At 39.3% G+C, this 22,737-nt stretch carries 20 protein-coding genes; 11 read left to right on the forward strand and 9 right to left on the reverse strand.

The genetic code is table 11. The annotated features are described in order from the left end of the window. Positions 1–451: 451 nt before the first annotated feature. From BV902_RS16040 to BV902_RS16050, 3 genes are all read left to right on the forward strand, one after another. Positions 452–1,090, forward strand: a complete 639-nt coding sequence (locus tag BV902_RS16040) for a sensor histidine kinase (protein ID WP_075992800.1) — start codon at positions 452–454, stop codon at positions 1,088–1,090. Between the two features lie 118 nt (positions 1,091–1,208). Next, a complete protein-coding gene (locus tag BV902_RS16045; protein WP_075992801.1) occupies positions 1,209–1,727 on the forward strand; it encodes a methylated-DNA--[protein]-cysteine S-methyltransferase in 519 nt (172 codons plus the stop codon). A gap of 147 nt (positions 1,728–1,874) precedes the next feature. Continuing rightward, complete coding sequence (locus BV902_RS16050) at positions 1,875–3,995, forward strand: ATP-binding protein (protein WP_075992802.1); 2,121 nt, start codon at positions 1,875–1,877, stop codon at positions 3,993–3,995. A 105-nt stretch (positions 3,996–4,100) separates the two neighbouring features. Here the strand turns inward: BV902_RS16050 and BV902_RS16055 are convergent, their stop codons facing one another. Next, entirely contained in the window at positions 4,101–4,430 is a 330-nt protein-coding gene (locus BV902_RS16055) for a YegP family protein (protein WP_075992803.1), read from the reverse strand. 172 nt (positions 4,431–4,602) lie between these two features. Beyond that, on the reverse strand, positions 4,603–5,943 hold the full coding sequence (locus tag BV902_RS16060) for a M60 family metallopeptidase (protein WP_075992804.1): 1,341 nt from the start codon (positions 5,941–5,943) through the stop codon (positions 4,603–4,605). Between the two features lie 928 nt (positions 5,944–6,871). Here BV902_RS16060 and BV902_RS16065 point away from each other — a divergent pair. Next, positions 6,872–7,276 carry a helix-turn-helix domain-containing protein gene (locus tag BV902_RS16065; protein ID WP_075992805.1) on the forward strand — a complete coding sequence of 135 codons (405 nt, stop codon included), beginning with the start codon at positions 6,872–6,874 and terminating at the stop codon, positions 7,274–7,276. 152 nt (positions 7,277–7,428) lie between these two features. On the opposite strand, the gene BV902_RS16070 is transcribed toward BV902_RS16065, so the two are convergent. From BV902_RS16070 to BV902_RS16080, 3 genes are all read right to left on the reverse strand, one after another. After that, positions 7,429–8,727: a hypothetical protein gene (locus BV902_RS16070; protein ID WP_075992806.1), complete on the reverse strand. Its 1,299-nt coding sequence runs from the start codon at positions 8,725–8,727 to the stop codon at positions 7,429–7,431. A gap of 211 nt (positions 8,728–8,938) precedes the next feature. Beyond that, positions 8,939–9,454 (reverse strand): N-acetyltransferase, encoded by a 516-nt coding sequence (locus tag BV902_RS16075; protein ID WP_075992807.1) that lies wholly within the window; start codon positions 9,452–9,454, stop codon positions 8,939–8,941. 76 nt (positions 9,455–9,530) lie between these two features. Beyond that, the gene (locus BV902_RS16080; RefSeq protein WP_075992808.1) at positions 9,531–10,949 is read right to left on the reverse strand and encodes an aminotransferase-like domain-containing protein; all 1,419 of its coding nucleotides are present in this window, start codon (positions 10,947–10,949) and stop codon (positions 9,531–9,533) included. A gap of 73 nt (positions 10,950–11,022) precedes the next feature. Here BV902_RS16080 and dxs point away from each other — a divergent pair, with 73 nt between their 5' ends. Next, positions 11,023–12,975 (forward strand): 1-deoxy-D-xylulose-5-phosphate synthase, encoded by a 1,953-nt coding sequence (gene dxs / locus BV902_RS16085; RefSeq protein WP_075992809.1) that lies wholly within the window; start codon positions 11,023–11,025, stop codon positions 12,973–12,975. A 401-nt stretch (positions 12,976–13,376) separates the two neighbouring features. Beyond that, positions 13,377–14,372: a peptide-methionine (R)-S-oxide reductase MsrB gene (gene msrB, locus BV902_RS28135; RefSeq protein ID WP_232475538.1), complete on the forward strand. Its 996-nt coding sequence runs from the start codon at positions 13,377–13,379 to the stop codon at positions 14,370–14,372. A gap of 59 nt (positions 14,373–14,431) precedes the next feature. Here msrB and BV902_RS16095 read toward each other — a convergent pair whose 3' ends face one another. Continuing rightward, on the reverse strand, positions 14,432–15,187 hold the full coding sequence (locus BV902_RS16095) for a response regulator transcription factor (protein ID WP_075992811.1): 756 nt from the start codon (positions 15,185–15,187) through the stop codon (positions 14,432–14,434). A 149-nt stretch (positions 15,188–15,336) separates the two neighbouring features. On the opposite strand from BV902_RS16095, the gene BV902_RS27770 reads away from it, so the two are divergent. The 3 genes from BV902_RS27770 (at position 15,337) to BV902_RS16105 (ending at position 16,960) form a co-directional block, all read left to right on the forward strand. Continuing rightward, the gene (locus BV902_RS27770) at positions 15,337–15,723 is read left to right on the forward strand and encodes a hypothetical protein (RefSeq protein WP_216640361.1); all 387 of its coding nucleotides are present in this window, start codon (positions 15,337–15,339) and stop codon (positions 15,721–15,723) included. 31 nt (positions 15,724–15,754) lie between these two features. Then, positions 15,755–16,144, forward strand: a complete 390-nt coding sequence (locus BV902_RS27775) for a DUF5694 domain-containing protein (protein WP_335682283.1) — start codon at positions 15,755–15,757, stop codon at positions 16,142–16,144. Between the two features lie 84 nt (positions 16,145–16,228). After that, positions 16,229–16,960 carry a DUF3667 domain-containing protein gene (locus tag BV902_RS16105; protein WP_083663647.1) on the forward strand — a complete coding sequence of 244 codons (732 nt, stop codon included), beginning with the start codon at positions 16,229–16,231 and terminating at the stop codon, positions 16,958–16,960. 45 nt (positions 16,961–17,005) lie between these two features. Here BV902_RS16105 and BV902_RS16110 read toward each other — a convergent pair whose 3' ends face one another. Further along, positions 17,006–18,721: a hypothetical protein gene (locus tag BV902_RS16110; protein ID WP_075992812.1), complete on the reverse strand. Its 1,716-nt coding sequence runs from the start codon at positions 18,719–18,721 to the stop codon at positions 17,006–17,008. A gap of 139 nt (positions 18,722–18,860) precedes the next feature. Beyond that, entirely contained in the window at positions 18,861–19,805 is a 945-nt protein-coding gene (locus tag BV902_RS16115) for an aldo/keto reductase (protein ID WP_075992813.1), read from the reverse strand. Positions 19,806–20,127: 322 nt separating this feature from the next. Here BV902_RS16115 and BV902_RS16120 point away from each other — a divergent pair, with 322 nt between their 5' ends. Next, a complete protein-coding gene (locus BV902_RS16120; protein ID WP_216640363.1) occupies positions 20,128–20,595 on the forward strand; it encodes a GNAT family N-acetyltransferase in 468 nt (155 codons plus the stop codon). Positions 20,596–20,611: 16 nt separating this feature from the next. Here BV902_RS16120 and BV902_RS16125 read toward each other — a convergent pair whose 3' ends face one another. Beyond that, positions 20,612–21,667, reverse strand: coding sequence for an NAD(P)-dependent alcohol dehydrogenase (locus BV902_RS16125; RefSeq protein ID WP_075992814.1), 1,056 nt, complete (start codon positions 21,665–21,667; stop codon positions 20,612–20,614). Positions 21,668–21,866: 199 nt separating this feature from the next. Between BV902_RS16125 and BV902_RS16130 the strand changes: the two genes are divergently transcribed. Then, the gene (locus BV902_RS16130) at positions 21,867–22,433 is read left to right on the forward strand and encodes a YceI family protein (protein WP_075992815.1); all 567 of its coding nucleotides are present in this window, start codon (positions 21,867–21,869) and stop codon (positions 22,431–22,433) included. The last annotated feature ends 304 nt before the right edge of the window (positions 22,434–22,737 follow it).

Raw genomic sequence — 22,737 nt, forward strand, 5'->3', positions numbered from 1 at the left:
AATATTATGGGAAACACAATATCGCTAAGGCAACACTATTGACAAGTAATTCTGTGTTTTTCTTCGCTGGGGCGCTACTTTATAAAAATGGCGGTGAATATTTTTTATTGTGCACTTTGATTGTCTCGATGTTAATGTATGACAACCGAAAGATCCATATAGTCCTTTGTATTACGGTAGCTTTCCTGATTTTACTGTTATATTTGCTTCCTGATATACTTCCCCTGAGCCAACAAGTTCCACGATCCAGATCTGTTTTCAATATTATCAATGCACTTGCTTTCATGGTCGTTGCGGTCAACTTCTTTCTTGATATCATCTATAAGAATATGAAAAAAATTGAGCAGCAACGTCTCAACTTAGAATCCATGAATCGGGACAAAGAAAAATTTTACTTATTATCGCGCACGACATCAAAAGTCCTTTTGCCAACTTGGAAGCACTGGTATTTATGTTTCGTAATCAAATGCTCGACAGTACGGCATCCCAGGAATATATCCAACAGATCTATCAGCAGATTACGCAACAGAATCAAGCTTTGGATGATTTGCTGCAGTGGGGCAGCAGCAGTATGCAAGGTATGAATACTAAAGCATCACCCCAATTGATCAAACCTATGATACAACAAATTATTAAAGTTTTTAATGAGAACACACAATCTAAACAACTAAAAATCAATATTAATATACCTAACAACACGCAGATAATTGCCAATCGCGATCATACCATCATTATTTTACGCAACCTGATTAGCAATGCAATCAAATTCAGCTATGTGAATGGGAATATCAACATTTACACCAGCATGGATGAAACCTATACACATATTCATATTCAGGATGAAGGAATAGGAATTAACCCTTCGAAGTCAGCCGCACTTTTTAATGAAATTCAGCAAAAGTCCTTTGGCACTGAAGACGAGCCCGGATCGGGTGTAGGCCTAGTCTTATGCAAGGATCTTATTGAACGAAACAAAGGTGTTGTGAACATCAAAAGTACACCCAATAAGGGATCGGTTTTTACAGTTGGATTGCCATCCTGCCCCAGCCATAAGCCGCAAACCAATGTCGAAGTGCCTACATGCTGTTAACTCAAATATAGGTTTAGAAATTTTTTGTAATATTATTTCCGGTCGAGAAACTTTATGTGCTTCAATATAGGTTCATTTTTGTAGATTTACCCCTAATACACATTGACGCAAAGGAAATATGGAAGTAAATGCCAATTATGTATATAAAATCATCGACACACCAGTTGGTCCTATACACTTAATCGCTACCGAAAAGGGACTTTCAGGTTTAGTTTGGGCGAACAAGGATTATATCCGCACAAAACTTCTTACAGCAACCTACAATGAACAAGCTCCAGTTTTAATACAGACAGAACTGCAGCTGAATGAGTACTTTGCAAAAAAAAGAAAGATATTTGATATTCCGCTTGATTTTCAGGGAACAGCCTTTCAGATCAGGGTCTGGGAAGTGCTTTTAGGTGTTCCCTATGGTACGACCAGGACTTACGGTCAACTGGCGCAGCAACTTGGCGACAGTAAAGCCGTCCGGGCCGTTGGTGGCGCGTTGAATAAAAATCCTATAGCCATCATTGCCCCCTGCCATAGGATAGTTGGTACCTCGGGCAAGCTTGTTGGCTTTGCCGGGGGCATTCGCAATAAGTCTATCCTGCTGGACCTTGAACAACACGATCAAACCCCAACACTATTCGATCTTTAACGCTGATTATTAGCCTTGGAGCATGTTATTCCTGCGGTATACCAACCATTTCAGGGAATCTTTGAATTGCCGATGAAGAGAAAAAAAATTGCATCTCCGCTTTTGTAATTAAAACTATATCTTTATGAAAAGAATTACACGGTCACTATGATAGAGAATACGTTTGGAATGGATATAATGCCTGAAAATGAACATGACAGACTGAATGCCCTCAGACGCTATAAAATAACTGGAACCCCTTCTGAAGCCAGTTTTGATGGAATTGCAAAATTAGCCACACAAATCTTCAATGCCCCTATTGCATTGCTCTCACTGGTGGATGCAGAATCTGTCTATTTCAAAGCAAATATTGGCATGGGCACCACAAAGGAAACGAATCGAGGGCAAAGCTTGTGTAGTCTAGCTATTCTGGACAAGAAAGTAACGGTCTTTGAAGATACACTGAAAGAAGATATCCTACTGACCAATCCAAATGTAATTGGTGATTTTGGACTACGGTTTTACGCAGGTGCACCACTTATTACGCATGATGGTTTTATGATCGGTTCACTGTGCGTCATCGACAAACATCCGCGCGCTTTCACTGCAGCTGATCGACAGATATTAGAAGGTCTTGCTCGAACCGCAATGGATCAAATCGAGCTTCGAAGTTCTTCCATAGATAAAATTGATGAGCTTGAGGGTGTCAATATTACTATGGCAACCATGCAACAACGGCTGCTCGAGCTTAATGACGAGATGGAGCTTGCCAACAATGAACTTTATCGTACCAATAGCCAGCTCAACAAATCCTATGATTTGACAGTGCTGCTCAACAAAAACCTCAAAAAAAGTGAACGTCGATTCAGATCCTTTATAGATAAGGCCCCAATAGCCTTTGCGATTTTAACAGGCCGTGAATTAGTCATTGAAGTTGCCAACGATATGATGCTCAAACTCTGGCGCAAAACAGAGGTTATTCTCGGCAAACCACTAGCACAAGCACTTCCGGAATTACAGGGACAGCCTTATTTGGGGATATTGGATGATGTCTTTACTACTGGCCAAAATTATATTGGAGACACTGCCTACGCAAGACTTGAGTCTATGGGAGTATTGGGCGACCATTATTTTGATTTCACCTATGAGCCGTTGAAGAATGATGAAGGTGAAACGGAGTCTATTATTGTCATCGCCAATGAGGTTACGGAGCGTATCAAAAGAAACGAACACCTTGAAGCCCTCAACTATCAGCTAGAAATTGCATTAAAAGCTGGTGAACTCGGTTCTTACAATCGCGATATAAGAACAGGTAAAATGGACTGCTCGGAAACCTGTAAACTCAATTTTGGCCTCACTAAAAACGATCGCTTTGACTATGACGTCCTCACGCAAAGCATCGTCCCGGATCACCGCGAAATGGTCTATCAAAAAGTTCAGGATGCTATCCAGAACAAGACCACTTATCACGCTGAATATCTCATCCGTTGGCCTGATGGATCGTTGCATTGGATCAATGCGTCGGGTCTTCCCAAATACGATGCAGAAGGTAATGCGACTCACCTCATTGGTGTAGTGGCGGATATCACAAAACGGAAAAATTATGAGTCACAAAAAGATGATTTCCTGGGTATTGCCAGCCATGAACTAAAGACGCCCGTCACGGGATTAAAGGGAACGATTCAACTGCTGGAACGATTCAAAGACAAAACTGGAAGTGACATCATTTCAAGACTTATTGATCAGTCTGCTGTCAATATCAAAAAGATCGTTACACTTGTTGACGACCTGCTCAATATGCATCGAATCAGTGAAGGGCAGCTTCATCTCGAAAAAACTACCTTCAAGGCATCAAAGATACTTACCTCCAGTTGTCACAATATCATATCCCAAGGCAACCATCAAGTTAATATTACCGGCGATCTCGATGCAGATATCTTTGCTGACGAACAACGTCTTGAACAAGTCCTTGTCAATTTTGTCAATAATGCCGTTAAATATGCCCCAGAATCGAGAGAAATCAATATTACGGTTGAACAACTGCAAGATCGTATCAAAATAACCGTTAAAGATCAAGGTGAAGGTATTAATCCAGCAGTACAGCCTTTTATTTTTGATCGATATTATAGAGCTAATCACGAAGGTAAATCTTACTCGGGGCTTGGACTGGGGCTCTATATTTCCGCTGAAATAATCAAAAAACACGGGGGTCAGATAGGAGTTGATAGCATCGTGGGTTTGGGCAGTAGTTTCTGGTTTTCCATCCCACTCCCGACAACAGAAAAATAAACGCAAAAGAGCCGGTTTTTACCCGGCTCTTTACTATCAAATCCTACGTGCTTATTGACAGACTGCTTACACTTACGTGTAGTAGTCCGGCATTTGAAAATAGACTTAGGCTATCTCCTCAACCGTCGCATCAGGCGCATTCTTCTTGACAGATTCAATGCCATTTTCCATACCACTTGCGCTCTCATACATCTCGCTGGTTCCAATAATTTGGCCATTGGTAGCCTTGAGATTGAAGTAGTGCTTACCGTTCGTAGAAGTTTTACGATCAAATTTGTTATCGTCCTGAGCGTTCTTTTTTACAGATTCAACGCCATTTAAGCAGTTTGCTTTAGTTGTATAGCCTTCACTGCTTAAAATCACCTGTCCGTTTCCAGCTTTTAGATTAAACTGGAATTCTCCATTTTTCCGTGTTTTTACTTCAAATTTACCCATTTTCTCAATTAATTAAATAAATATGTGGTTATCGGAATTAACTTCCATACTAAAGGTAATACTTTTCAATGTTTTTATTGTAAAACAACGATTAATTTTTTTATCATCAATAAGGTACATACTTCCTATAAATATGTACTAACAGATTCAACGTCACAGTACGAAAGACAGTTTAATCTCTTAAAGCGGTTAAATCTTGTGTAGGAGCCGGCAAATTCAGATCACTTATCGCCGTATAGACAGATTCATCGACTTTAAAACCCCATTTTCTAAAAAAATCCGAAAGATCTTTTTGTGCAATCTGACATGCCGACAGCATAAAATAGCGCATTTTCTCTGCGTCTGTTGAAACTGTGGGTCTATTCTCGCGGGTTCTTTTGCTAAGTTTAATGTAGAAATCATCACCAAATCCTAGCCAAAGCTGATGAAACATAATCATTTTCAAATCATTATCTCCTGAATTAAAGTTGCGGTCCGCGATGTTTTTCTGAAAGTAAGTCGTCAATTTAGGCCAGGAATTATTGGCAGTCACCCGGCTTACCGGCAATCCAAATCCCCTTTCACTGGCTAGAGAATAGACATTCACGGTTGTTTCTGTCAGATTGCCCCAGGTCCAAGCTTTTTGTTGATAGGTATGCCCTACTTCATGCCATATTCCCCATCCATTTGTATTGGACAGGTATTTTGGCTGCAACATACGATAAGATAAAGCATCGGTAAAATAAATTGAAATACCGGCAGCCATATAACCACCTGCACTCGAATCTCTCACGGTAATCAGGTGTTTATTATATGGTATGGCATGGACTCCACTCGTACCATTCAAACCACTGATACGATTGGAAAAACCAATAATTGAATCCAGTCTATCCACAATAAGCTGTTGATCTTCGTTCTTATACAATAGTGCATCGGCAATTTTGGTTACCATAATGGTGTGATCTGACGAGAAGACGACATCCGGCACGGTATTTTTCAACGAATCCAATGTAGCTACCCATTGTTCATGGGTGGTAATTCCCTTTTGAAAGTAAGGCACCGGGATAAAGCCATTGCCAAAAGAAAGCTCTATTTCTCCAGTTGTTGTGTAGTTATCAGCTGTATAAATCACATAAACCAAGCCCCCGTATTGGTCCACTGTGAACGTTTGCGTACCTGCCTGCAGATTGAAATACTGCCGCACTGGTCTAATATTGTCTCTAAAAGGCGTCCCGATCGCCAAGCGTGCTGCTGTCGTCCCCGAGTTGACTTTCACTTTTATGGTTATAGTACTGTTTGGTGCCACATAAAATCCGGTCATTTGCATTTCATTATGATTTGCTCGAAACTGAAGTCTATCAACCTCAGTTGCAGCGGAAGGACTTACTTTAAATAGTTGGACCGAATCCGCTATTGCTAGGGATTCTGCGCTGGAATCGTTCAGTAAAGTGTACATTAAGCTCCCATCCTTCCGGCAGGAAGTAGTCATAGCGATCACTAAAATCGCGATTAAGGAAAACACGGTCTTTCTCATAATTTTTAACTAAAGTTTATAAATTGTATTAATTGTCCACCCTTCTTTTAGATCACCCTTCAAAGCCTCAGCGGCTGTTTCGAAGTTTTTATTTTTCTGATCGATTTATAGTTCATCGAAACTTGAAAACCAGATGATCCATTCAAAGAATTCACTTCACCTTCAGCAAAGTATTTTAGTTCATAATCTAAAAGCAAGATATAATATATTGTACAGAAAAATAATCAACCGCTCCACATCAAACGTTTGCACAATCAACGAAAAGCTTTTCGCTTTGATAAATTTCAAATAATTATTAAGAAAATCTGTTTTAAAAAAATGATAAGAAACAAGTACCCCCCTTATTCTCTACTGCTATAGAAGCTAGATGTTATTCAAACTAATTACACAGCCCCAACGCTATTCCCTCGAACACTACATCATAAGGGATTAACATGGCAGCACATAATCATCGCATCTGTTACCATCAATAAAATTATATATCATTCTCTTGACGTAGATTAATCATTACGTGAAGCTTAAAACCTCCTAAAAAAAGTATAACCAAAAGTTATAACCCGCCTATTTCTTTACCTAACTTTTAATACATATAACAAACATAAACATCTATACTACAAAGAATAATGAAAAATAAAATCATAAAAAAATAGCAGTCAAAAATTAGATTAAAAAAAGCTATTTCTCTATTATTGGAATCAGGTTTTTATCCATCCGCCTATTTTCCAGTGAGAGTCTGCTGTAGGTTAGTTTTACCACAATCGGTGATAAAAAATTATAATTTTAAAAAGCGAATCGTTAAATTCGAACAGTACACTATGAAATTAATACGCTAATTTTGCTTGCATTCAAACAAGATTGATGGAACACTTAACCTAAACTATAGCCCTATACACTATAGTGCGGCAATAACGAGCGATTATCTTAAAACATGAAAAACTACATAAAGGAACAAAACGAAACGTTAAATCAATTGGATCAAAATTCAGCATTGCTACTAGCAGAACACCCCATTCTAGTAGAATTTAAAAATCTTATTCACCAGTATCCCCAGAATCACTGGGACCTCCAATTCTACTTGAAAAAGCTCAATATATCAAGAATAGCGTTACATCGATTGACGCTTTCAAGTAATGAAACTTCACCCAGCACGATCGTCAAGGAAATTGTTGCAGGTGAGATTGCCAAAAAACTAGCTTCTACGGAGATTCCGATTAAAGAGTTGACTTCGTATTATGGTTTTAGTTCATCAGCATCATTAACACGGTTTATAAAAAAGCATACTGGTCTTAGTCCGCGAAAATTTAGAGCATTAAACGCATTGGATTATGTTTAGACTTGTCCAGCGACTATCTCTCATTTCGATAGTTAAAAATTGAATATCTTTAGGTAAACCTTTTTACGATGTTTCATGATACTCATGCATTTACCAACATTTAATATTTATTCAATAAGGCTGCACAGTGGATAAAAATCAAGATAGTGCAGCTACTGCTTTTTGATAAGCTTGTAATTATTCAGCGATTCGTCCTTTTGAACAGTATACTGATCTTTGAGTTGCATCACCCAACCCTCACCCTCTATTCGCTGTCCTTCGATTTTAGTAGGCCTACTAACGGTTATTTTATCCCAATTGGGCGCCATGAGCGCCCCACTTTTGACATCTAGAATCCCCCAGTTATCGGTGATCCTTATGGTTGGATAAACAGTTCCCAAATCTGTGATTGGGAGGATATTTCTCGGATCGAAAGACACATTCATTTTCTCAAATTTAATGGTCATATGAGGCTGTTCCACAAACAAGGAACGATATAATGCAATTTGCTTCTTTATTTTTTCCGCTCGTAATTGTTCCTCTGTGAATATCTGTTTTCCATTATATTCCGCTGTAATGGCTTTTACTGTTGCTGCAAGATCTTTCGGAAGTTCAACGTTCAATTCGCGCATAAAGAATACAGTTAAATCTGTATTTACTGAAATCTTTTGATTCCAAAGCGAATCCTTTAAACTCATTATATATCCATAGATGGGCGTGGTATTGTAGGCAAAAGACCTTACATAAGTGGGATTCTTGAAAAATCTGTCTATTACATCAATGAAATGTTTTTTTGTTTTTTCTTTATCTCTCCCACTGATCATTACTCCGGTATACTCTGCAATCCCTTCATTAAGTTCCAATTGATTTTCAATATGGGCAGAGCCTGGAAAAAGTGAATTTCGATACTTCCGAAAAATCAAAGCATCCTTCAAGTGCATTCGTTGTTCATCTTGCACGTCTGAAAAAACCGCCTTTTTAAGCGCCTCCAATTCTAAACGTAAGTATATCCGTCCATTCTCTTGATCGAGATGGGTACTTTCGCTGTTATTTTGAACGAAGCCCAAAGCCGATTGTGCGGAATGAAACAATTCATGAGCCAACAAATTGATCCGTGCATAATAATCTTTAGATAAAGGCAACATAATCATCGCCCAAGTGCGACCATTCCACGTTAAAGACGTATTGGCAATATTTACACTGTCGGGCAATTTACCAATATAGGTATTTTTATATTGCACAAACGAACTATCGGCACCAAAGTTATTACTAAATAGCTGTCGTGTCTGAGGGTCTACCAAAATAATATCACCATATAAATCTCTATTCCATAACGAATAATAACTTTTAGTTGCAGTTTTAATTTCACTAAAATATTGTACGATACTGTCTGACTTTGTCTCCTTAGATTCTTGTCCAAGCGCTAATGCACAGAGCAAAAGATATAGAAACGTTATAGATATTTTCTTCATTAAACACTTGTGAAATCGGTTATAAATGATATTTTTTAGTTAAAAAGAGATTATTAGAATTTGACAAACATCTTCTTTTAAATTCCTAAAAATACATTATATCACTAAAATATCTATCATTAAACAAAAAAAAAGCACACTTAATATGTGTACTTTTTTTGCTCAACATAGACTTTGCTGTGTTTATACATCAATATAAAGACTCTTTGAACTACAAAGTCTCCTTGAGATATACTACTGATTCCAAGTTCAATCCATCGAGTCTGCTAATACCCTGTTGTTTTACAAATCCATTCTGTTCAAAAAGTCCGATAAACGAACTTCTTAAGGGTTCATTGATCCAAATCACGTCGTAGGTACTGCAGACGGCAAGACATTTGTCCATTAATGATACCTCCATTTGCTGCAAAGCCTCATGCTGGCAGACACCGAAATCCGCGATTCGAATCACACGTTTACCTGCCAAGCCATCCGGCTTCTGCCCTTTCGAGGTTATTCTGGCATAACCCATTGGCTGATCGTTAGCATATACCACCAGCCATTGATTTGACATACTGTTTATTTCGTTGATAAGTGTTTTGGAATTAAAACTATCAACAATGTAATTGTCTAGTTCAGCTGGCTCCACTAAACTGCCGAATTTTTCTAGGGCTAGAGTTTTGGTGAGCATCGACAACGCTTCAATTCCCTGCTCTGTTGCTACCGTAAATTTTGTGACTATATTCATATGTGCATCTACTATTAAATACACAAATGTACATGCTATCACTTGCTATTATTCGATACACATTGTTCATTTAGCATCAGTACAGGCTCCCACATAAATAACGACCTATATGCTGGATCGCTTCTATTCGTTTATCAGAAAATTTATCCGCGATGACCACCCTAAAATAATGTTCAAATGTATTCGCAAAAGAGAACGTATAGCCCGGCGTAAATCTTGCACCAATTTTTTCACACTGCGCGTAAAAATCCGCCATATTTGTACTTTCGGGCATTTTAACCCAAAGATTATACCCGCCTGCAGGTGTGATCACTTTGGTTTTTTCAGGAAAACTGGAAGCGATTAGGTTGGTGGCTAGATAGGCATTTTTTGCCAGTTGCATCTTCAGTGAACGAATATGCCGATCGTAACTGCTGCTACCGATCAAACGGTTTACGGTCTCCTGATTCAGAGGAGAAACTGTACTGCCCAATGCAAACTTGATCTGTTCAGCATCCTTCAGAAATCGCCCCGTGCTTAACCAGCCCAGCCGAATTCCAGGTGCCAGGGTTTTTGAATACGATGAATACGTCATAACCAATCCGCTTTCATCAAATTGTTTTAGTGTGGATGGTCTGCTCCCCTGAAAGTTCAGATCTCCATAGATATCGTTCTCTATTACAGCAACATGATATTTATGAGCAATCGCCAATAAAGCAATTTTCTGTTCATCTGAGAGCAAAATACCTGTTGGATTATGAAAATTCGGTGTTAGGACGACTGCTTTTACAGCACTCCCTTGACATGCTTGTCTAAAAAAGTCTATATCAAAACCATCTTTAGTAAGAACAGGAATTTCAATAACGCGCAGTTTGAGCACCCGAATGACCTCCAATACAGAAAATACGCATGGACTTTCCACAGCAACAATATCTCCGGCTTCACATGCAGCAGCCAGGGCGATATACAAAGCCTGCAGGGCGCCATCTGTGATCAGCAATTCATCTGCATGCAGTAAGGTCTGATAGGATGCCGCACGCCTGATAATATTGTCCTTCAATTGTACCGAACCGTTAGATGGATAATAGCGTAGTAATCCTGCCCCCTGTTCCCGAATGACCTGCTGCATGGTCCGAAGTAAAAGTTTTTGCGGAACAAGAAGGTCCCCCGGGGCAGCAACATTAAATTCCGCCCCCCCCCGTCCCACAGGTGACGCTGTTGTCAGACCAAGCCCTTGCTCAAAGACAGCATCCCTTACTACCGGTGGACGTCGACGCCCTTCCGGTTCTGCCAACATTTCATTCTTCGCACTGACATAGTAGCCAGATTTCGGAACGCTCTCCACCAGACCAATAACCATAAGATACTCATAACCTGACTGAACAGTACTCATACTTAAACCGTAGTAATCTTTAAACTCGCGTACTGAAGGCAGCTTTTGCCCCGGTTTATAGACTCCTGATTTTATATTTTTCTCAATTGCTTGTGTAAAAATTTCAAATTTATAGTTCTTCATCTGTATTGATCACTTTTACATATACTGTACCTGTATCGCAAATCTAATCAATCTAAATTTGTCTAAAAAAGAAATGACAGGTAATTATCAAATCAACAGCCCTAGCGAATTACGTGCTCTTCCACAGGAGGTATTACCCGAATTAAGTCAGGAACTAAGAAACTTCCTCATTGACCATATTGCTACACATGGCGGTCATTTTAGTTCAAGCCTTGGTGTTGTAGAACTTACTATAGCAGTTCATTATGTATTTAACACCCCTAAGGATACATTGATCTGGGACGTTGGTCATCAGGCTTATATCCATAAACTACTCACAGGGAGAGCGGCTCGCTTCCATTCGAACAGACTTCTAGGCGGCATAAGCGGATTTCCTGTTATGGAAGAAAATAACTTTGACGCCTTTGGTACAGGTCATTCTTCCACATCCCTATCAGCAATTCTGGGTATGGCCTGCGCAGCCAGGTATAAGGGTGATAACAGCCGTCAACACATCGCTGTTATCGGCGACGGCGCCATGACTGCCGGTCTAGCATTCGAAGCTTTAAATAATATAGGTTTCGAACAGCCTAACCTATTGATTATATTAAATGATAACGATATGTCTATTGATGCCGGTACGGGAGCCCTACAAAACTATCTGACCGACCTGACCTCGGGGCAAGCCTATAATCAGTTCAAATCACAGATCAAAAAGCTGCTGTCATCCCATAAAGATCGGACACAATGGTCAATTGCTGCGATTAGAAAAATAGAGAAATTGATAAAAACAGGGCTATTTGCTTCGAGCAATATTTTCGAGGCCTTAGGAATACGTTATTTTGGACCACTGGATGGTCATAACCTCCACAAGCTTATCAAAATATTTGAACAGTTGAAGCATATCCCCGGGCCCAAAATAGTGCATTGTGTAACACAAAAAGGAAAAGGTTTTACACCAGCCATGTTAAACAAGGCGGAATGGCATGCCACAGGGAAATTCGACAAACTGACAGGTATACGGTTAGAAAACCAACTACCGCAACTCTACAAGGAAACTTTTCAGCAAGTGCTGGGCGAAACGCTGATACAGCTCGCCCAACATAATAGCCGTATTATCGCTATAAGCCCAGCTATGCTTTCCGGCAGCAGGCTGACGGCAATGAAACAGCAGATGCCTAACCGCGTTTTTGATGTTGGTATCTGCGAGCAGCATGCCATTACTTTCTCCGCAGGCCTTGCTGCTGATGGGCTACTTCCTTTCTGTGTGATCTATTCGACATTCTTACAACGCGCCTATGATCAACTAATCCACGACGTCGCTTTACAGAAATTACCGGTCGTGTTCTGTATCGACAGGGCCGGCGTTGTCGGCCCCGATGGCCCCACCCATCAGGGGGCATTCGACATTGCTTTTCTTCGCTGTATACCCAACATCGCAGGCGCTTCGCCCATGACGCTCACAGACTTTAAAAATTTGTTGTTCACGGCTCAGGACATCACTCTTGACGGACCGCTTGCAATCCGCTACCCAAAAGGCCCAGGTGGTCGAGAGAAGCAATCAGACAAATTTATAAGACTTGAAATTGGAAAAGGAAGAAGGCTTTGTTCAGGGCAAGACATTGCCATACTCTCTCTTGGGCCCGTTGGTCAATATGCACAGGACGCATGCAACGAACTGCTCCGGGAAGGCATGCAGGTTGGGCACTATGATCTACGGTTCTTTAAACCGCTCGACGAAGCGTTATTACATGAAGTATTCCAATCATATTCCTATATCATCACTGTTGAAGATGGATGTATAGCTGGTGGAGTAGGAACTGCAGTACTGGAATTTATGACCGAACATGGCTACTCAGCGACCTTGAAGCGACTTGGCTTGCCCGATACTTTTGCAGTACAGGGTACACAGCAACAGCTTCACCAACTTTATTACTACAATAAGCAGGCTATTATCGCCACGGTGAGACAGCTATACACGGGCCCGCTCGAATCGGCAGGCTCAGGGTGTAGCCTTAAGCCGAACGAGTCTTCCCCAAACAGTTAACTTAGTCACAATAGTAGTGCTTAAACAATATAGATTAAACTATCATTTGGTCTGATCATAGGATCTAAACAGCAAAGGGCCGACCCTGTCAGACATTCAGCTTGCGAAGCTTTCCTAAAAGGTCTTTTTGTCAGGACATGCCTTTCATAGATTTACTTCGTCTTTCAATTGTAAAAAGAATCTATAAGAACCAAAACTGCTTATATCTTCTAAGACAAACATCCAGAAAGGTACGGTGTTTGTGGCTTACATGAAAGAAACAATGTTGTTTCTTTCATGTAGCAATTCATACCATGAAACACTTATTCGTCCTCCTTGCTATAGCGACAGGCTTATTTCTGATCAGCAAGGTTTGCTTTTCACAAAAAGGGAAAGATTCAAAACCGTCAATACAAAATACTATGAATACTATAAATCAAAAAGATCATGTTGTCTATTTTGCCGGAGGATGCTTCTGGGGAACTGAGCATTTCTTTAAACAAGTCCGCGGGGTCACGGCAACCGAAGTTGGCTATGCCAATGGAAACCTTCAGCACCCTTCATACGCACAAGTTTCGACAGGAACCTCAGGTTTTGCCGAAACGGTAAAGGTAACCTTCGACCCGGAGCTTGTCGATCTAAAGCTTCTCGTAGACCTTTTCTTCAAAACAATTGATCCAACTTCATTAAATAAACAAGGCAACGATATCGGTACACAATACCGTACAGGAATCTATTATACCAATGCGGATGATGCCGCTGTTATCAAAGAACAGATAGCTGCTTTAGCAAGTCAATACAACAGCAAAATCGTGGTGGAAATAGAACCTTTACAGAATTATTATAATGCTGAAGCTTATCATCAAAAATACCTGGACAAAAACCCTGGCGGTTATTGCCATATAAGCCCTGATTTATTTAAACTTGCGCGAAATGCCAACCCCGAAAAAGCGAAAGCGGACGTTAAAAACACGTATAAAAAAGCAGATAAGGAGACCTTGAAGAAAGAGTTGACTACATTGCAATACGATGTTACACAAAACAGTGCAACGGAGCGCGCGTTTGACAATGCCTATAATGATGAATTTAGGGAAGGTATTTATGTCGATATCACAACCGGAGAACCCTTATTTGTTTCTACAGATAAATTTGAATCGGGATGTGGGTGGCCCAGTTTTTCCAAACCGATTAGCGATAGCCTGATTCAAGAACACTCCGACAATTCGTACGGGATGCGCAGAACGGAAGTACGCAGCAAAACTGGTGATGCACACCTTGGCCACGTTTTTAACGATGGACCGGCAGATAAAGGTGGTCTGCGCTATTGTATAAACAGTGCTTCACTTCGATTTATTCCAAAAGACAAGATGAAAGCACAGGGTTACGAAAAGTATTTGCCATTATTGGTAAAAAAATAGGCTGCAGCGCCTCATTGGAGGCGCTTGCTCTGAACATTTCAGAATCCTTCAGGCTACCCTTATAATAACCTATTATTCAATGCAAAAACCAATGCTTCATTCATGTTGCTTACCCCTAGCTTTTCAAATAATTTTCGCCGATGAAATTTCACCGTATCAATGGAAACGAAAATTTTCTCCGAAGTTTCATGAATGGTCAGACCTCGATGATAAAAACGTAAAATCTCTATTTCACGTTCGGTAAGATTAATCTTTTTTTGGGAGTTCCATTTCCCAGTCAACAGATCCAATTCCCATACTAAGTTGGAGTGCAACTTTTCGATAGTCACGTTACCTGAAGATATATTAGTGGATAAAGACACGATACAAATTGCTTTCCATATTTTCCCCTCTTCTGTCAAAAAAACAGGTGTCAGTTTATGATTAATTAAAATAAACTTGTTGTGTGCATTTTGTATCTGAAAATCATACGATATAACATAAAGCTTCCGTTCCTCAATGGGTATTTTTTCATAAAAGCTAAACCCCGCTTCGTTAATCGTAATGAGCATCTGGAAATCATCAGATGGAACATATTTTTGATAAAAGCCATAGCCCATTTCCATCACCTCTTTGGCTGTTAAACCAGCTAGAAACAGCGGGTTGTCTGAAACAAACTCAAAACTTTTAGCTTGGTAATCGATTAGGTAAATACTCTGATAAGTAATCCGTGAGAAGGCTTTGACGAGCTCAATATAGCCGTGGGTCTGCTGGATGTCCTTTTCTGAAAGACGATCAACAGTATTTTTTTGTGAAAATAGCGCGTTAAAATCCATAACGAAATTCTAAATGTCGAAGTTAATTAAAACTACACTCAAGTGTAGCTTTTATTTGGACAAACTGTAATACTTTTGGACAAAACAGCTAAGAAATATAGCTAACTGAACGAAAAGCCGGAAAAAACATAAAACCACTTCTTACACAAATGCTTATTAACACTATTCAAATTCGAAATATTGGAATCGCTATCGGGATCTTATTTTTTGGAAACAGCTATGCACAGCAGAAAATTGAGGTTCTAAATTTTGGGACATTTCACATGAGCTATACGCCTGATGCACATAAAGTGGAATTTGACGAAAAAGATCAAAAAAACAGAAAAGAAACATACCAAGTAGCCAAACTATTGGCAGACTTTAAACCAACTATCATCTGCGTGGAAATCATTCCTGAAAAAAACGAAGAATTGAACGGCGATTACAGCTCTTTTATTAAAGATAAAGGATATAAAGCTAAGTTCGGTGGTGAAATAGCCATAATTGCATATGAAGTTGGCAAACTTGCAGGGGTAAAAAAAAATTTATGGAATTGATGAACAACAAACTGCTGCTTATAATTACAACATTGCAAATGAGTTGGAGAATCAGGTAGACAGTGTAACCTATAAAAGCTACATGGGAAAAATTATGCAGGAATTCACCCATATTGATAAACTCTCCATTTTAGAAAAATTAAAGGTATTTAATCAAAAAGAGACCTTGCAAAAGTTTATCAATGTAAACGCCGATATCTTAACCTACAGCAGTACAAAAGGTAATTTTGAAGGAGCAGATGAAGCCAGTAAATTCTACCGAAGAAATCTACGGATATTCTCCAATTTAAATCAGATCCCAGTCACTGGGCAGGATCGAATTTTGCTAATCACGGGCGCTACTCACGCAGCTTTCCTTGGTGAACTTTTGCAACGGAGCCCCAAATACAAACTCGTAGAGGTTGCCGAATACCTTCAATAAAACCATCGGTAAGCAAAGACTCTTTTGGCGACTTTCGAATGAAACAGATTAACAAACCTTAATTACTTAAAGAAACACTTCAACATGATAACATGCAGAAACTGTGGCACGGGCATTACATCAAAATTCTGTCCCGATTGTGGCCAACCTGCGACGCTAAAAAGGATAGACGCTCATTACATCACCCACGAAATAGAACATGTGCTTCACTTTGAACGCGGTATTCTCTATACCATTCGAGAATTGGTGACAGCTCCAGGTAAGAATGTGCAAAACTACATTTCTGAAAATCGCAGCCGACTGGTCAAACCTATTATTTTCGTTATTGTCACATCTTTAGTGTATTCTATTATTGCCCACTTTTTCCATACTGAAGAGCGCTATCTGCAATCAATCGACAGCCATGGTATTGAAAGTAAACTCGTCATCACAACTAACATCTTTCGATGGCTACAAGGTCATTATGGTTATGCTAACATTATTATGGGGTTCTTTATTGCCCTTTGGACTAAATTATTTTTTAAAAAATACGGTTATAATCTTTTTGAAATCATCATCTTATTATGTTTTATTATGGGGATGACAATGTTAATTTATGCACTTTTTGCAATAATTGACGGTATCACGCACCAAAGTTTAATCCTATATGCAACTTTAGTAATTTGTATATATTACTCCTGGGCCATAGGACAGTTTTTTGATAAAGCTAAAAAGATCAACTATTTTAAAGCATTTGCCGCTTCAATAATAGGTTTTTTCTCCTATTTGATCGTCATACTTTTCATTGGTATTACATTGGATGTACTTATAAAATAGCATTTTTTTGACTGATGCAGACATGTATCTATGAAGCCACCATCATCAATTGATGCGATAAATGGGATAAAGAAGATGTGACTCTTCATAATAAGGTGAATGTTTGTATATCCAATCCAGCTGCGCACTACTACTTGCAGCAAGTTTAGGGTTGTTCATCTTTTCGCGTTCAAAGGCAGATCTTAAATCTTTATTCTCTTTTAGAAGCTTGGCTGCTGTATCTTCAAAAACATAAGCTGAATAGTATTCTTTCTGTCCTAAGATCGCATCAAAGAAATTCCAATTAAAATAAGAGTCTATTGCTTCAGGTTCCAAGGTTTCCAGCAGAAACTTCACACCGTCCTGATTCAAAGGGACCAAAAAGTCACCGGCACTGAAGTTTACCTTGTTAGAGTCCCTAAGGAGGCTGGTGTCAAAATGTAAATAATGTCCTTCATATGGACTTGAAGTTGTCTTGAAATCCTTAATCCTATACTGTTCCACCGCAATAACAGAATCTTGTTTAAGCGGAATCATCTTGATTTGATTGAGTGTCAACAATTCAATAACTTTCCATTCAGACTGCGGAATGACATAATACGATGGAATCGTCACTTCTTTTGTCGGAACATATGTATTATATAACTTAACTTGTTTTGAAAACTTAGCGTTTCTATCATACCACAACCTATCTTTCGAAGAAACGTCACTTGGTTTATATTTTGCCTCGAAGCCCTTAAATTCCAGCGATTCATATTTTGATGAATCAAGCTTCCATGCTATGGCATATTTATCCCCTATTTGATATTGCTTTAGGTTTTCAGCTCTTTTTTGTTTAATCACCTTATAATTCTGTTCGATAAAATCCAGGTTACAACGCATATAGTCATAAGTCGCTTTGACACGTTCTTGATAAGGTTTCAACATATGTGTTTCCACAACAGTTCCGATTACATTAAATAGACTGGTGTAGCCTGTTGCGTATCTTGGCGAATCCATAAAGGTTGGAAAACCACCATCGGGCACATCGTTGTGGATGTTGACATAGGGAACAGACATAAATCCTTTCTTTTGGAGATCCTTGAGTAAGTTCTTTTGCATGTGGCTGTTAAAATAATTTCCCAAAAGGTTTCCTAAACGTTCTTTGTTTGTTGAGATATAGGTGAAGGTGTACTGATAATCGGCTCCATTGCTGACATGATTATCTATAAAAACATCTGGTTTGACCCATTGGAAAATCCGCTGAAAGCTCCGCGAGTTTTTAGTATCTGTCTTAATAAAATCCCTATTTAAGTCATAGTGTCTTGCATTTCCACGAAAACCATACTCTTCAGGGCCATTTTGATTAGCTCTGGAAAAGCTCCCACGATTTAACATCCCACTCACATTATAACTCGCCAGCGCAACAACAATAACATTTTGAGGTGCCTTTATCTTTCCTGTCGCCAAATCGCGCATAAGCATCATAGTCGCATCAATACCGTCTGGCTCTCCAGGATGAATACCATTGTTGACCAATAAAACGCACTTCTCTTCCCTAGCCACTTCCAGTGTCTTTCCAAACGGATTAAATACAACAACATCTATTGGTTTATTGTTATCGTCTTCTCCCCGTGTTTCATAGTGAATTGTTGTATATTTCCGTGCCAATTCCTGATAATATGCCCGCATTTCCTCAAAAGTTGCCGATTGATTGCCATTACCCCGTTCATAAGGTGTAAGTATTTGCGCATAACTTCTGCCAAAAAGCATGAAAGAAAATAATATCAGGAACTGTTTCATACGATCAATTTAGGCTCCAATTTACGATAAACTTGTTAAAATGCGTAAGCAATTTCTACCTTCTATTAGGAACGGCTTCCCAATAAAAACAAAATCCCTAAGAAATGTAGGGATTTTGTTTTTACGCTTTATCACTATTTCATTTGCTGACCTCATTTAATAATTCAATATCTTCCGTATCTAATTTAAGAGTCGGCGCCGCACATAGCGTATCCAATTGACTCTCACTTGTAGCACTTACAATGGGAGCGGTAATTAGCGGTTTAGCCAACAACCATGCTAATGCTACAGTAGCCTGTTTTGTCCCGTGTTTCTCGGAGATAACATCGAGCGCTTTTAGGACAGCTTTACCTTTAGCATCAAAATATTTTTTGATCCCACCCCCCCTAGCCGTTTTATCAAAGTCAGCTTCAGTACGGTATTTACCGGTCAAGAAACCTGCAGCAAGGGACCAATATGGAAATACACTCAAACCGTACTTCTCGACCAATCCCGCATAATCTGTTTCAAAACCTGCACGCTCTACCAAATTGTAATGCGGTTGCAAAGCAATATATTTAGGAAGACCATTTTTCTCCGCAACATCAAAGCTTTCCGTTAACCGCATCGGCGATAGATTAGAAGCGGCAATATAACGTACCTTGCCTGCTTTTATTAAGTCAGCATAAGCCGACAATGTCTCTTCCACAGGTGTTACGTTATCGTCAAAGTGGGTATAGTATAAATCAATATGATCTACTCCCAATCGTCGCAACGATTCATCAGCAGATTTCAAAATATGTTTTCTTGAGATATCATACCCGTGCTCCTTAGTCTCGGATCCAACTTTTGTTGCGATTACTATATTTTGACGGTTGCCACGGCTTTTTAACCATTTCCCAATAATTTCTTCGGACTGCCCGCCGGTTCCATTCACCCACCAAGAATACGTATCTGCCGTATCGATAAAATTAAATCCTGCTCCTACAAATTTATCTAGCATTTCAAACGATTTTTGCTCATCTAATGTCCAGCCAAAAACATTCCCGCCAAAATTAATTGGAGCTATCTGCAAATCTGTGTGTTGTATTTCTACCTTTTTCATTGAAATTATCTGTTTATTGTTCCTTTAAATAAAAAATCGCTATGCAAGTACAGCTATAAAGCTAAAGTTACGGTATTCATCTTGAGCCACGCCAGCATTCTTCACATCTAAATGTCAAAAAGAGTAAAGTACGCTATTGCAATTTAGTACGCAGTTACTATGATTATACTAAATTGCAGCCGACTTTCGATCAGATCATTGTGCTCATAGTTAAAAATCTTATCTTCGTACTCATGGCCCATATCAATCTGACCTTCTTTGAGCATGTCAGATAAAGCCTTCGATAGATTGAACAGATTACATTGATAAAACCCAATCATCTATGATCCCAATAGTATATAGACCAGCAATGGAAAGTGATTTGACTTTTCTTTTAGATCTACGATTAAAGACAATGACCCAACATTTTATAGCCGCTGCTTTACCCACAACGAGGGATTCACATCTACAAAGAATTAAATACAAATTTGAACATGCTGCTATCATTGAATACAACCATATCCCTATCGGACTTTTGAAAACCGAGAAAGGACGGGCTCATATCGAGTTGATTCAAATACAGATCGATCCCCGATACCAAGGGAAAGGGCTAGGAAAAAAGATATTAAAAGATCTTATAGATGAAGCAATTTACGAAGGGAAGTCGATTTCATTACATGTATTAAAAACCAATAAAGCGCAAAAGCTCTACTTTAGTCTTGGTTTCGAAATTATCGGAGAAGATGAGCATTCATATCATATGAAGTACTCAGACAAGGATAAGATTTTAAAAAACAGGTCGGCTCTTTAACCGACCTGTTTTTTCATTACTTTTCAATAGACGACATATCGATTACAAAACGATATTTCACATCACTATCCAATACTCTTTGATACGCCTCATTTACATAATCGATATCAATCATTTCTGTTTCGGGTAGAATATTATGTTCAGCACAAAAATCGAGCATATCCTGCGTTTCCTGTATTCCCCCGATGCTGGAAGCCGTTAGGATCTTATTTCCCCCCATGATTGAGCGTCCATTAATTTCCATGGGTGCAGCTGGAATCCCCACGCAAATATAAACTCCTTTTGTTTTCAATAATGCAAGATAGAGATTATAGTCATGTGGTGCCGATACGGTATCAATAATAAAATCAAAATACGAGGAGAATTCCTTTATTTCATCAGCCTCATGGGTGTTTAAGAATTTGTGTGCTCCAAGTAGCGCGGCATCGTCCTTTTTGCGTGGTGAATGGCTTATCATTGTGACTTCTGCCCCCATTGCCACTGCAATTTTAACAGCCATATGTCCCAATCCGCCTAAGCCCAACACGCCAACTTTATGCCCCTTGCTAATATTCCATCTTTTTAATGGCGAATAGGTGGTGATTCCAGCACAGAGTAGCGGTGCCACCTTTTTAATGTCCAAAGATTCCGGCACATGCAGCACAAAATCTGCATCCGCAACAATATTATTGCTATAACCACCAAAAGTAAAGCTGTGATCATGCATCACATCTTTACTGTTGTATGTCCAGACGGTCTTTTTTTCTGAACAGAACTGTTGTTGGTCTGACTTACAGTTATCGCATTCGCCACAAGAAGCAACCATACAACCGACACCCGCCAGGTCACCTTTTTTGAACTTAGTCACCCCAGGACCAACTGCACTTATCCGACCAACAATTTCGTGCCCAGGAACAATTGGGTATTGTGTTCCACCCCACTCATCATGTACTTGATGAATATCAGAGTGACAGATCCCGCTGTACAAGATATCTATTAAAACATCGTTTGCACCAAGCTCTCTCCTTTCAAACTCCCAGTATTCAAGTGGAGAACTACTGTCTTTCGCCGCATAACCTTTCGACTTAATCATATTATCTTTTTTTATAGACCACAATTTGGATACGAAGATATCTTCGATCCCCTATTTACGCTGTACTAAGTTAGCGGGTATCGATGACGAATAAAGAAAGGCAGGCACAATATTGACACTGCGCAAACAAAAAAACAAGTTTAAACATAGAACTATCCGCACAAGACCATGTATATTTGAGTTCATATAAATCACTTCAATGAAAAGAACCAGTCTAACGCTAGCAATTATTTGCTTAACATCAATGGCCTTCGCCCAAAAGATAAGCTACAAAGTGAACACGCAAAATTCGACAATCAAATGGAATGCGAAAAAAGTTGTCGGGGGACATGTGGGAACAATCAATATACAAGATGGAACGGTACAGACAGAAAAGGGGAAAATTACCGGCGGTGGTTTTACCATAGATATGAATTCCATGGCTTGTACTGATGCTCCTAAATTGACCGGGCACCTAAAAAATGAAGATTTCTTCAATGTGCCTACCTACCCCAGCAGTAAATTTGTCATCAGTAAAGTTGATAATAGCAAAGGTAATCCAATCATAACGGGTAATCTGACGATTAAGAATAAAACAAAATCGATCTCCTTTCCAGCAAAAGTCACCACAACTGCAGACGGACTTTCTGCTGAAGCTATAGGAGTTAAGGTAAATCGACTGGACTTTGATATACAGTATCGTTCAGCAAGCTTTTTCTCCGACTTAGGCAATCGCGCCATCGATGATGAATTCACCTTAGATATCGTGCTTAAGGCTGTAAAATAAAAACCTCATAAGAGCCCTCTGTTAATACAGGCGGCTCTTCCTTCATTGAATAATCGCACCGAGAATCGACATAATTTACTCGAGCTGCTTTTACACACAGACTACTTAAGGCTGTGATGTCACCTCATACCGGCACGGAAAATCCAACAGTGTGGCACTTATTCTTCCTCAGAAATAGCGCATTAGCGCTGTGCTACAACACTAAACAAAGACTCTGTTAAATTAGATTTGATTCAAATTGCACTTAGCAAGCGATAAGATTGATGAAAGTAAAGTTTTAAAATTATCTTTAAACTCGCTAAAG

Source organism: Sphingobacterium sp. B29 (assembly GCF_001952815.1).
Classification (GTDB): domain Bacteria; phylum Bacteroidota; class Bacteroidia; order Sphingobacteriales; family Sphingobacteriaceae; genus Sphingobacterium; species Sphingobacterium siyangense.